The sequence below is a fragment of the Candidatus Symbiopectobacterium sp. NZEC151 genome, assembly GCF_025962655.1.
Taxonomy (GTDB): Bacteria; Pseudomonadota; Gammaproteobacteria; order Enterobacterales; family Enterobacteriaceae; genus Symbiopectobacterium.
Genome location: NZ_JAGFPE010000004.1, coordinates 123,524 through 136,623, shown reverse-complemented (window position 1 = coordinate 136,623; position 13,100 = coordinate 123,524). Strand labels below are relative to the sequence as shown.

The 13,100-nt window shown below is 56.6% G+C and carries 8 protein-coding genes; 3 read left to right on the top strand and 5 right to left on the bottom strand.

Annotated features, from left to right (window positions below; genetic code table 11):
• Positions 1–97 precede the first annotated feature (97 nt).
• Positions 98–1,465, top strand: a complete 1,368-nt coding sequence (locus J5067_RS14010; protein WP_264643571.1) for an L-serine ammonia-lyase — start codon at positions 98–100, stop codon at positions 1,463–1,465.
• Positions 1,466–1,633: 168 nt separating this feature from the next.
• Here the strand turns inward: J5067_RS14010 and J5067_RS14005 are convergent, their stop codons facing one another.
• The 4 genes from J5067_RS14005 to J5067_RS13990 all read right to left on the bottom strand — a co-directional run bounded on the left by J5067_RS14005 (position 1,634) and on the right by J5067_RS13990 (position 6,910).
• On the bottom strand, positions 1,634–2,074 hold the full coding sequence (locus J5067_RS14005; RefSeq protein WP_264643572.1) for a helix-turn-helix domain-containing protein: 441 nt from the start codon (positions 2,072–2,074) through the stop codon (positions 1,634–1,636).
• A gap of 114 nt (positions 2,075–2,188) precedes the next feature.
• Entirely contained in the window at positions 2,189–3,004 is an 816-nt protein-coding gene (pstB, locus tag J5067_RS14000; RefSeq protein WP_264651371.1) for a phosphate ABC transporter ATP-binding protein PstB, read from the bottom strand.
• A 43-nt stretch (positions 3,005–3,047) separates the two neighbouring features.
• Entirely contained in the window at positions 3,048–4,712 is a 1,665-nt protein-coding gene (gene pstA / locus J5067_RS13995; RefSeq protein WP_264651370.1) for a phosphate ABC transporter permease PstA, read from the bottom strand.
• Positions 4,709–6,910, bottom strand: a complete 2,202-nt coding sequence (locus tag J5067_RS13990) for an ABC transporter permease subunit (RefSeq protein ID WP_264651369.1) — start codon at positions 6,908–6,910, stop codon at positions 4,709–4,711. The genes pstA and J5067_RS13990 overlap by 4 nt, the downstream gene beginning before the upstream one ends.
• Before the next feature lie 388 nt (positions 6,911–7,298).
• Between J5067_RS13990 and ppk1 the strand changes: the two genes are divergently transcribed.
• Entirely contained in the window at positions 7,299–9,362 is a 2,064-nt protein-coding gene (gene ppk1, locus J5067_RS13985; protein WP_264643576.1) for a polyphosphate kinase 1, read from the top strand.
• A gap of 9 nt (positions 9,363–9,371) precedes the next feature.
• Positions 9,372–10,904 (top strand): exopolyphosphatase, encoded by a 1,533-nt coding sequence (gene ppx, locus J5067_RS13980; protein ID WP_264643577.1) that lies wholly within the window; start codon positions 9,372–9,374, stop codon positions 10,902–10,904.
• Between the two features lie 191 nt (positions 10,905–11,095).
• Here ppx and J5067_RS13975 read toward each other — a convergent pair whose 3' ends face one another.
• Positions 11,096–13,048 carry a methyl-accepting chemotaxis protein gene (locus tag J5067_RS13975; RefSeq protein WP_264651368.1) on the bottom strand — a complete coding sequence of 651 codons (1,953 nt, stop codon included), beginning with the start codon at positions 13,046–13,048 and terminating at the stop codon, positions 11,096–11,098.
• Positions 13,049–13,100 lie beyond the last annotated feature (52 nt).

Below are 13,100 nucleotides of genomic sequence, written 5' to 3'. Positions count from 1 at the left end.
GGTCGGCATAGGTTGCCGGCCGCCTCCTGGCACACCTGATGACGGAATCTGTTGGCAACGCCTTGGTGCTGCCAGCATCTTGTTAGAGGAAATCGCCATGGTCAGCGTATTCGAGATTTTCAAAATTGGTATTGGGCCGTCGAGTTCGCATACCGTCGGGCCGATGAAAGCGGGCAAAATGTTTACCGATGAGTTAGTCAGCCAGTCACTTATCGCTTCCGTCACCCATATCGTGGTGGACGTGTACGGTTCGCTCTCCCTGACCGGCAAAGGACACCATACGGATATCGCCATCATTATGGGGCTGGCCGGAAATCTGCCGGACAGCGTGGATATCGACAGCATTCCGGCGTTTATTCAACGGGTAAAAGAGACCCAGCGCCTGCCTCTGCTGGGGGGCGACTATGAGGTGGACTTTCCGCTGGAAACCGCTCTGCGTTTTCAGGCGGAAAACCTGCCGCTGCACGAAAACGGCATGACGATCCGTGCCTACCAACAGCAAACCTTGCTGCACAGCAAAACCTATTACTCCATCGGCGGCGGCTTTGTTGTCGATCAGGAGCATTTCGGCAAGACGCTGACCACGGAAGAGAGCGCGCCCTACCCGTTCTATTCCGCGCAAAAGCTGCTGCAACACTGCCACGATCACTGCCTGTCTCTGTCGGCGATTGTGATGAAGAATGAGATTGCCCTGCACGGACGTGAGGCTATCGAGCACTACTTTGCCGACGTGTGGCAAACCATGCAAAACGCCATCCATCGCGGCATGAATACCGAAGGTATTCTGCCCGGCCCGCTGCGCGTTCCGCGCCGCGCCTCGGCACTGCACCGTTTGCTGTTTATCAACGATCGTTTCTCTAAAGATCCCATGGATGCCATGGACTGGGTAAACATGTTCGCCATGGCGGTCTCGGAAGAGAACGCCGCCGGTGGACGTGTGGTGACGGCACCAACCAACGGCGCATGCGGCATCATTCCCGCCGTGCTGGCCTACTACAACCAGTTTGTCCAACCGGTAACGCAGGAATCCTATCTGCGCTATTTTCTGGCGGCGGGTGCCATTGGCGTACTGTATAAAATGAACGCCTCTATCTCTGGAGCGGAAGTTGGCTGTCAGGGAGAAGTGGGGGTTGCCTGCTCGATGGCGGCGGCCGGGCTGGCGGAGCTGCTGGGTGCCAATCCGGAGCAGGTGTGCATCGCGGCTGAAATCGGCATGGAACACAATCTGGGATTAACCTGCGATCCGGTGGCTGGTCAGGTGCAGGTGCCCTGTATCGAGCGTAACGCCATCGCCGCGGTCAAAGCCATCAATGCCGCACGCATGGCGATGCGTCGTACCAGCGAACCGCGCGTCTCGCTGGATAAGGTGATCGAGACCATGTACGAAACCGGAAAGGACATGAACGCCAAATACCGCGAGACCTCACGCGGTGGACTGGCGATCAAAGTGGTGCTGTGCGAATAACGCGGTATCGCCTTATCGTCCTCAGCTCACATTCACGTCATCCTCGGCGAAAGCCGGGGATCTCTGGCAGCGGGAACGCGTTTAGCCTGTAGGAGATTCCCGCCTGCGCGGGAATGACGGGGAAATACGAAAGAGCCCGAATGGATACCAGAGTGACAGGCTATTGCCTCACGACTTTTTCTCGTTTTCCGGACGCGACCAGATAATGTTGTTTTCCGCCGCCGAAATGTACCAATCCACCGTGCTGTTCGCGACCGGTTTCACTGCGGCGGGTGCGCTATGGGCTTGCGGCGGGAATGCTGAGGCTTTCTTGCGAATACGCATCGGCGTGCGCTGTTTCTCTCCGCTGATTTGCGCATGGAAGGCGGTGACATCCGCATCAAACAACACGCCTTCCAACTGATGCAGGCGGTTCAAACCGCGCAGAATACACAGCAGGCTGCTCAAGGTTATCGATTCACCCAACTCTGCGCGTTTAATGGTGGCGATACCCAACCCGGCGCGTTCGGCCAAATCAACCTGCGACAGCCGCTGCTGAATGCGTGCTTCTTTGATTCTCCGGCACAGTTCAACAACAATGTCGCCTTCACTCATACTGCTGAATTTCATGTTACGACTTTACCTGCGCCTGATTAAATTCCGCACATTTTATCATCACTTTTTCATATGGCACGGAGAATCGTACAAAAGACAGGTTTTTTTACGATTTTTTCTGCTGAACCCTCAACCAAAGCGTCCGGTAATGTAATCTTCCGTTTTGCGCTGAACCGGAGAGGTGAACAGCGTATCGGTAAGATCGTACTCAATCAGCTTGCCCTGGTGGATAAAGGCGGTGTAATCCGATACCCGCGCCGCCTGCTGCATATTGTGTGTCACCAACACCAGCGTGAAGCGCTGTTTTAATGCCCCCATCAGCTCTTCAATCACCAGCGTAGAGATAGGATCCAGCGCGGAGGTCGGCTCATCGAGCAGTAACACTTCGGGTTCAATCGCGATGGCACGGGCAATCACCAGACGCTGCTGCTGACCGCTGGAGAGCGTCAAGGCATTATCGCCCAACCGGTCTTTCACTTCATGCCACAGCGCCGCGGCACGCAGCGCACTCTCCACGGTTTCGTCCAGCAAGCGCCGATCGCGGATGCCTTGCAGGCGCAAGCCGTACGCCACGTTGTCATAGATGGATTTAGGAAACGGATTGGGACGCTGGAACACCATGCCCACCCGCCGCCGCAGCGCCGAGACATCCCACTGGGCATCCCTGACGGAAACCCCGCGCAGCCGGATATCGCCTTCAATACGGCAATTTTCCACCAGATCGTTCATGCGATTAAAACAGCGCAGCAGCGTCGATTTACCGCAACCAGACGGGCCAATCAGCGCGGTCACCTGATGCTGCGGAATGCGCAACGAGATATCGTTCAGCGCCTGTTTTTCGCCGTAATAGAGGCTGAGATGATCCACTTCCAGCGCCGTCTGCTCGTCGCTCAGTTGGCGGATATCCAGCAGCGGTGATCCATGCAGGGGATTGGTTACTCGCATAGCCTTTTCCTAATAAAATATCGCTTCAAGACAAGAAATCCCGTCACAACGTCAGCGCGCGGTATTTTTCGCGCAACACGTGGCGCAAGCCCATGGCCGCCACGTTCAGCCCGACCACAATCACCACCAGCAACAGCGCCGTGAGATATACCAGCGGTCGCGCCGCTTCCACATCCGCACTCTGAAACGCCAAATCGTAAATCTGAAAGCCAAGGTGCATGAATTTTCGTTCCAGATGCAGATAGGGGAAGATATCATCCACCGGTAACACCGGCACCGACTTCACCACCCCCACCAGCATCAGCGGCGCAGTTTCACCGGCAGCCCGCGCCACCGCCAGGATCAGACCGGTCAGCATGGCGGGAACGGCCATCGGCAGCACCACGTGCCACAAGGTTTCCGCCCGCGTCGCGCCCAACGCCAGCGAGCCGTGGCGCAGCGACACAGGGATGCGCGCCAGCCCTTCTTCCGTTGCCACAATCACCACCGGCAACGTCAGCAATGCCAGCGTCAGCGATGCCCACAGCAGCCCCGGTGTACCAAACGTCGGGTTCGGCAACGCATCGGCATAGAACAGCTTATCCAGCGTACCGCCCATCAGGTAGACAAAAAAGCCCAACCCGAACACGCCGTACACAATCGATGGCACGCCCGCCAGATTGGCAACGGCGATACGCACCCAGCGCGTGAAATGATTTTTCCCTGCATACTCATTAAGATAGATCGCGGCGATCACCCCTAACGGCATCACCACAATCGACATCAGGATCACCATCAGCACCGTGCCAAAAATGGCCGGGAACAGATGGCCGCTGGCGTTGTCCGGCGCATCGTGGGTGAGCAGGTAGGCCATTTCATGCCCCCAGTGCCGCACTTTATCCCAGCGGTTCATGCTATTGGGAAACCAGGCCCCTTCGATCTCTTTGAGCGGAATGCGATACAGCGTGCCTTCGGCGTCGCGCAGCAGTACCTGATTGCGATCGATCTCCTGATTGAGCGTAGCCAGCTGCCCCGACAGCGTATCAAACCGACGCTGCAACTCACCGCGCTCGGCCTGAAGTCGCGCCAGCGTTTGGGTATCCAACGCCTCGACGCGCTGCTTTTGTTTCTCCTCCAGCCGCAGCGCCTCAACCCGTTGGTTGATTTTTCGCATCTCTACCAGCCGGATACGCTGCGTTTTATTGACAAAACCCTGCACCAGTTGAATACGGCGCTGCAAGGTCGCGGGCAGATCTTCGGCCAGCAGCGGTTGACCATCTTCCAGCATCCCGGCCAGAAAACCGTAGGCAACCCCGTTGTGTGCGCGCTTAAGCACCAGCACATCGGCGGGCAGCGATCGCGCGGTGATCTCCGAAGAAAGCAGCGTCTGGAAACTTTGCCCGTAACGCTCCCGCATTCCGACCTTAACCAGATAGCGTGCCACCTCATCGCCAGCGGCGGTTGACGTGGAAGGCGCGGTCAGCGTTTGACGAGCATACATTTCGCCCAGCAGCGCGCGCGGCGCTCCCGCCACCTGCTCGGTTAGCGTGAACTGCCACACCGGTTGCGGCCACAAATAGCGCCCACCCTGCCAGGCCAGCATCACCACCACGGCCAGCATCGCCAACAGACTGACGCCAATCGCCGCACCGGTTAACCAGACCCAGGGCGTGCCGCTGCGAAACCAGTTGCGCGTTTGCCCTTCGGGGACGGTCGATTGAGATGTCATGCGTGATCTCCCTCATCCCGGTAACGTCGGCGTAGCCGCTGACGCAGGGTTTCGGCCAACGTATTGACCACAAAGGTAAAGATAAACAACACCAGCGCAGTGAGAAACAGTACGCGATAGTGCCCGCTGCCCATCACAGCCTCCGGCATTTCGATGGCGATATTGGCCGCCAGTGAGCGCAATCCTTGCAGCAAACCCGCATCGACGATGGGCGTATTGCCCGTTGCCATCAACACAATCATGGTTTCGCCGACGGCACGGCCAAAACTCAGCATCAGCGCGGCAAAGATACCGGCACTGGCTGAAGGCAACACTACGTGCCACAGGGTTTGCCACGGGGTCGCCCCCAGCGCCAAAGAGCCTTGACTCAGCCGCGTGGGCACATTGAACAAGGCATCCTCCGCCAATGAGAAAATCAGTGGGATCAGTGCAAAGCCCAGCGCGATCCCCGCCACCAGCGCATTGCGCTGCACAAAATTGCCGTCCATCCATTGGAACAGCGGTTGTCCGAACAGGCGCACTTCCAGCGCCGGGGCAAACCCGCAAACCCCGAGCACGATCAGCAGCAGCACCGGCATCAGCAGCAGCACCTCGCGCCCCTGCATCCAGCGGGCAACGCGCGGCCAGCGCGCCGTCAGCGCCCCCACGCCCAATACGCCCAGGGTACAGAGCAGCGGCAAGGCCAGAATGGCAGAAAGGTAGGTTTCAACGTGCGGCGCGAGCCAGAGCGCGGCAATCAACCCCACCACCACGGTCGGGAGCGCGCCCATGACCTCGAGCGTCGGCTTCACCCAGCGGCGTAAACCCGGCGTCATAAAACAGGCGGTGTACACCGCCGCAGCCAGCGCCAGCGGCGTGGCAAACAGCATGGCGTACAGCGCCGCCTTCAGCGATCCGGCCAACAGCGGCACCAGACTGAACTTGGCCTGATAGCTGTCGTCTGCCGCCGTTGACTGCCAGATAAAATCAGGTTGGGGGTAGTTCTCATACCAAACACGCTGCCACAGGCCGCGCCAGCCGATATCGGGGTAAGGATTATCGACACGATAGGCATACCATTGCGTTGGCGTCTCAAGCAGTAGCGCTTTGCCGTGCGCCGAAAACACCATGCGCTGTGCCTGTGCGGCAACCTGCTGGGTTAATACAGCGGCAGATTGCTTGCTGGCAAACAGTGAAAGCGCCCCCTGCGGCGTCAGGGTGGCAAATACCCGACGCAAGGCTTCCGGCACCAGTTGCATGCCTTGGGTTTCGCGCTGAGGAAAATCTCGAATCTCGGTCAGGCGCAGACCATCCGCGCCAGGCACGTCAAACCACTGAAATATTTTACCACTCTCGGTATACACCAGCAGTGAATAACCGCCGGAGAACAGCGCCAGCCGCCACGGCCCGGCAGAGGGCAAAGTCGCCGTGCCTGAAGGCATCAGCGTCTCGCCATTGACGCGCCATGAGCTCAGTTGGTTGCCGCTTAAGCTGTAGATAACATCACCACGGGGCGTCAGCACCAGGTCGTCAACCGGCGTATCGCCGAGTGCCACACTGGCGACAGGCTGCACACCGTCAGCGGAAATGCGGCCCATGGACAAGCGGTTATCCTGCGTCACCCACACGGCGACCGCGTCCACCACCGTGGCGGCAGCGTTAGCGGCCATCGGCGGTGTGGTTTCGCGCAGTGCCAGCGCCAGATGACGTAGCGGTGTGCCATCCGCCGTCAACGGCAGGGGCGTCTTGCCAAACGGATAACGCCAGGCAGGCTGTGCATTACCGGCGAGCGGAATAAAGGGAGCGACAATCGTGATGTGGCCGGTGGCAGAGAGCAGCGCGTAATGGGGCCGCCCTTCGCCGAAGGCGACGGCACGGGTGATGGGCGTAACGCTCAGTGCGGTGCGCGGTAGAGATTGCGCGCCAGCAAACACCATAAACTCGCCAAAGCCATGTTGATCAATGCGATAGCCTAAGGAACCGTCATCGCTGATCCCGACCGCGGCAGACGGCGCCGACGCCACGCGCGGCGACGCGGCGTACTGTGTCACCGAGGGAGAAACAAACAGCGGTGCAACCACGTACAGCAGATAGAAAAAGATCAGCACCAACGCCATCATCACCAGCAGGCCACTGCCAACCACGATATGCTGCGTTACGCGATCCAGACGCCGCCGTCGGGCATCCTGATAGGCAAATCTGCTGTCTGTTTCTGCCATTATCCCTACACCACCCGTCAGGTTCTGTTAGTGAATGGCGAACAAAAAGCCCTGCGTCGCCCATCCCGCACGATTGAGGTTGTCTCAAACACCGTGGCGGATTGCTTTTCTCTTCCCCATGATGAAATCGGGGTAGCATATGTTGCCTTTACACTCATAATATGACAATGGTAAGACGTTCTGTAAGAACGATTTTAATGCACGTCCACACCGGACGCGGCATCCAGGTCATTTTGTAAACAAAATAACCGTAATCCTTCAGCAATGAGACGGCGTCGCGTAAAAAATGGGTTGCAAAGAACAAGATAGCGCCACGTCGTCATAAATCCGCCATCATTGGCGTGTAGAGAGTGGGTGCAGCGTCAGTAAACGATTTAACGGAGTGACAATGAGTCAGGACAAGCTCTTCATTGAGAAAGAACTAAGTTGGTTATCCTTCAACGAACGCGTGTTGCAAGAGGCAGCGGATCAGAGTAATCCGTTGATTGAGCGCATGCGCTTTTTGGGCATCTACTCCAACAACCTCGATGAATTTTACAAAGTGCGCTTCGCCGATCTGAAAAGACGGATTCTGATCAACGAGGAACAAGGCTCCGCCGGCGGTTTACGCCATTTGCTGAGTAAAATTCAGGCACGCGTACTGAAAACCGATCAGGTGTTCGATAATCTGTATAACGAACTGCTGTTGGAGATGGCGCGCAACCACATTTTCTTGGTGAATGAGCGTCAGGTCTCTCCGCTTCAGCAGGAGTGGCTGCGCGACTATTTTCGCCAGAACCTGCGTCAGCACATCACGCCGATTCTGATCCTGCCAGAAACCGATCTGGTGGAGTTTTTGAAAGATGACTACACCTATTTGGCGGTAGAGATTATTCGCGGCAACGAGATTCGCTATGCGCTGCTGGAGATCCCGTCGGACAAGGTGCCGCGTTTTATCAACCTGCCGTCAGAATCATCGCGCAGAAAAAAAACCATGATTTTGCTGGATAACATTCTGCGCTACTGCCTGGATGATATCTTCAGAGGCTTCTTTGACTACGATGCGCTCAACGCCTATTCCATGAAAATGACGCGCGATGCCGAGTACGATCTGGTCACGGAAATGGAGTCCAGCCTGCTGGAATTGATGTCTTCCAGCCTGAAACAGCGCCTGACCGCCGAGCCAGTGCGCTTTGTCTATCAGCGCGATATGCCGGATGCGATGGTGGACATGCTGATGCAGAAATTAGGCATCTCCTCCTACGATTCCATCATTCCCGGCGGGCGTTACCACAACTTTAAAGACTTTATCAGCTTCCCCAATATTGGCCGCCCGAATCTGGAAAACAAGCCGCTGCCGCGCCTGCGCCATACCCGCTTCAGCCATTTTCGCAACGGGTTTGATGCCATTCGCGAACGTGACATATTGCTTTATTATCCGTATCACACCTTTGAGCACGTACTCGAGCTGCTGCGTCAGGCGTCGTTCGATCCGAGCGTACTGTCGATCAAAATCAATATTTATCGCGTAGCGAAAGATTCGCGCATTATCAACGCGATGATCCACGCTGCACACAACGGCAAAAAAGTCTCCGTGGTGGTGGAATTGCAGGCGCGCTTTGATGAAGAAGCGAATATTCAGTGGGCCAAGCGCCTGACGGAAGCCGGTGTACACGTGATTTTCTCGGTGCCGGGGCTGAAAATTCACGCCAAGCTATTCCTGATTTCCCGCCGTGAAGGGGAAAACATCGTGCGTTACGCCCACATTGGCACCGGCAACTTTAACGAAAAAACCGCCCGGCTTTATACCGATTATTCACTGCTGACCGCCGATGAGCGCATCACCAATGAAGTGCGCAGCGTGTTCAACTTTATCGAGAACCCTTATCGCCCGGTCAGCTTTGAGTATTTGCTGGTATCACCGCAGAACTCACGCTCCCGGTTGCGCAAACTGATCGATAACGAAATCGCCAACGCGCTTGAGAACATTCCCGCAGCGATTACGCTCAAGGTCAACAATCTGGTCGATAAAGATCTGGCCGAAAAACTGTATGAAGCCTCTGCGGCAGGTGTGAAGATCAACCTGCTGGTGCGCGGCATGTGTTCGTTGATCCCCTCACTGCCCGGCATCAGCGAGAATATTCAGGTCATCAGCATTTTGGATCGCTATCTTGAACACGATCGGGTGTATGTGTTCCATAATGGAGGAGACGACAAAGTGTATATCTCCTCAGCGGACTGGATGACACGTAATATCGATTATCGTATCGAGGTGGCAGCAGAAGTGCTCGATCCTGCGCTGAAAAAACAGATATTGGACACGCTGGATCTGCTGTTCAGCGATACGGTTAAAGCACGTATTATTGATAAAGAGCTGAGTAATCGCTATGTTGCACGCGGCAACCGGCGTAAAGTCCGCGCGCAGACGGCCATTTACGAGTACCTCAAGGCCCTTGAGCAACCCGACGAATAGGCAAGAAAAATGCCCCTGATACAAACCGATACCGATAAAGAAACACCGCAGGAATTCGCCGCGGTTGACCTTGGTTCCAACAGTTTCCATATGGTGGTTGCCCGTGTGGTCAACGGTGCATTGCAGGTGTTGAGCCGCCTTAAACAGCGAGTGCATCTGGCGGATGGTCTCGACAGCAACAATATGCTGAGCGAAGAGGCGATGGAGCGCGGCTTAAGCTGTCTGGCGCTGTTTGCTGAGCGGCTGCAAGGTTTTTCGCCTGACAACGTTTCCATCGTGGGCACCCATGCCCTGCGTGAAGCCGCCAATGCGCAAACCTTTTTGCGCCGCGCGGCCGACATTATCCCTTATCCAATCGAGATCATTTCCGGCCATGAAGAAGCGCGCCTGATTTTTATGGGCGTTGAGCACACTCAGCCGGAAAAAGGGCGCAAGCTGGTGATCGACATCGGCGGCGGCTCCACCGAGTTGGTTATCGGGGAGAATTTTGAGCCGATTCTGGTCGAAAGCCGTCGTATGGGCTGTGTCAGCTTCGCACAGCAATTTTTCCCTAACGGTGAGATCAGCGAGCAGAATTTCCGGCGCGCGCGTTTGGCGGCGGTACAGAAGCTGGAAACCCTCTCCTGGGAATACCGCATTTATGGTTGGGATTACGCCTTGGGCGCGTCCGGCACCATCAAATCCGCCCATGAAATCCTGGTGGAAATGGGTGAGAAAGACGGTCTGATCACCCTGGAACGGCTCAATATGCTGCGCGATCAGATTTTGCAGTTTAAAACCTTCAAATCCCTGAGCTTGCCGGGCATGTCGGAAGACCGGCAATCGGTGTTGGTGCCTGGACTGGCGATTCTGTGCGGGGTTTTCGATGCGCTGGCCATCAAATCGCTGCGCCTGTCGGACGGCGCGCTGCGCGAAGGGGTGCTGTATGAAATGGAAGGCCGTTTCCGCCATCAGGATATTCGTATCCGCACCGCGCTCAGTCTGGCTAGCCACTACAATATCGACAGGGAACAAGCGCGTCGGGTACGGGAAACCACCGAGTTGCTGTTTACCCAATGGGCGGCGCAAAACCCGTCACTGGTGCATCCGCAGTTAGAAGCGATCCTGAAATGGGCCGCCATGCTGCACGAAGTCGGCCTGAGCATCAACCACGCGGGCATGCAGCGCCATTCCGCTTACATTCTGCAAAATACCAACCTGCCCGGCTTTAATCAGGAACAGCAGTTGATGCTGTCATTGATGGTGCGCTTGCAGCGCAAAGCCATCAAGCTGGAAGAACTGCCGCGTTTTAACCTGTTCAAGAAAAAACAGTATTTGCCGATGGTGCAGATTCTGCGGCTGGCAAGCCTGCTCAACAACCAGCGGCAGGCGACCACGCCGCCGGATTCGCTGCGCCTTGGCACCGATGATAACCACTGGACGCTCACCTTTCCGCAGGGCTATTTCGCGCAGAACGCGCTGGTACAGCTCGATCTGGAAGCAGAGCAGGCCTACTGGCTGGATGTCACTGGCTGGAAATTGCTGATCGAAGAAGCGAACTAACGCCCTGCGCTCCCTTTAGGGGGAGGGAATCAGACTGATGTCCAAGTCACTTCCTTCCTCGTCATCCTCGGCGAAAGCCGGGGATCTCTGCGAGAGGAAACGCGTTTCACCTGCATGAGATTCCCGCTTTCGCGGGAATGACGGTGAAAGTAGGCTGTTTTTCAGCAATCGCGCAGGCGTTTCCCACTGCGCTAAGCGTCAGCCAGAAGATAAGGGGTATTTTCAGCAACCGGTTCAGCAACGTCTACGCGAAAACGCCCGACCAGTTCTGTCATATCCGCCACTTGTCCATCCAGCATCTGGCTTGCCGTCGAGGCTTCAGCCACCAGCGTGGCATTCTGCTGGGTGACCTGCTCCAACTGGCTCAATGCCACGTTGATCTGGGCGATCCCCAGCGATTGCTCGCCCGCCGCGATGGCGATATCCCCCACCAGCGCTTTTACTTTGCTGGTGCCGTCGATAATTTCATGTAAGCCGCGATGCGACTGCGACACCAGCGCACTGCCCTCCTCCACGCTGGAAAGGCTGTCGGCGATCAGCGCACGGATTTTATTGGCTTCATCGACGCTACGCTGCGACAGTTGGCGCACTTCTGTTGCCACCACCGCAAAACCACGCCCGTGTTCTCCCGCTCTGGCCGCTTCCACCGCCGCATTGAGCGCCAGCAGGTTGGTTTGAAACGCGATGGCGTCAATCCCCGTGACGATTTCGGTAACGCGTTGACTGGTTTGCTGGATCTTGCTCATGGCGTCGCGGGCTGATGAGGTAATATCACCAATAGTGCGCACCTGCTCATCGACCGTGCTGGTCAGTTCGCGTGCCTGAGCAGCAAAATCGGCGGTCTGCTGTACGGTGGCAGTAATCTGCTCCATGCTGCTGGCGGTTTCCACCAGCGAAGCCGCCTGCTGCTCCGTGCGTTGCGCCAGATTATGATTGCCGTAAGCAATTTCATTGCTGGCCCGTCCAATGGTGGTAGCGCTGTTTTTGATTTTTATCACCAGATTCGCGATGCTCTCCAGCGATTGGTTATAGGCTCCATTAAGCCGTGACAGCTCATCGGTTCCCGGCACGGACAGGCGCTGCGTCAAGTCTCCGCCCATCTCGGCGATGGTGGTTAAGGTATCCTGCAACTGTCGGTTGATGCTGCGCATAATCACCGCCGCCAGCGCCAGCGCCAACCCGATCGCCAGCAGCGTGCCGCTCAGGTAGATGATCCAGGCCCGCTGTGCAGTAGCAGACAAGCGCTGGACATCGCCAAGCAGCGTGGTAACCGCCTGTTCTTCGATACTTTTAAGCTGTTCGATTTTCTGTGTTTGCAATGAAAACCACTGAGCCCCATCGATATTCCATTCCCCTTGCGGTGCGGCGATCGCTCGTTGGCGCAGTGCCTGCGCGTCTTGCGCCAGGCTGGAGCTTATTGCACGGTCAAACGCCTGGCGCAGTGATTCCGATGCCAGGGTTCTGAAACTGGCAATATAGGCATCGCCGCGTCCCACCAATTGGTTCAGGCGCACAAACATGCCCTCACCAAAACGGTTGGCAGAAAAAACGTTAGCCAGCACCGCGCGCTCAATCCCCGCCTGCTCCTTGGCATTCAGCAGGCTGTAGTAGGCCGCGATCTGCTGCGTCACCCCGGCATCTCGTACCAGATGCGCCATCAGTCCAATCCCTTCCAACAACGCCGTCACTTTTTCGCTATAGGCACCCAGCGCGGCATTCACCGGTATCGACATGCTGTTTACCTGACCCCGGAGCGTCTCCAGTGTGTTGAGCGAATCCGCCACCTGGGTAAAGTTTTTAGCCACATCGCCGCCTAACCAGGTGGTATCCATGTCGCGGTAACGCTGCTGAAAAGCGGTAGCGGCTTTGTCCGTGTCCTGACGCTGCGTCTGCAACTCGGGGCCAAAAGCGTTGCCCTGACTGCCAAAATAACCGGCGCTCATCCCTCGTTCCCGTTGCAGTTGATGCACCAACTCTCCCGCATCTCGCGCTAATTGGATCTGCTTTTCCATCCGGTTCATTTCACGTTCTGTCTGACGACGCTCATTCATTCCCAATGCGCTGAGCCACAGCAATGCCAGTACCATGGGTAACAGCGCGAGGAGGAATTTATTACGTATCGAAATGCGGTGAAGTATCTGCATTATTAAAAGCCGCTCCGTATTCCCTTTAAGGGCAGGTTTACTGTGTCAAAAC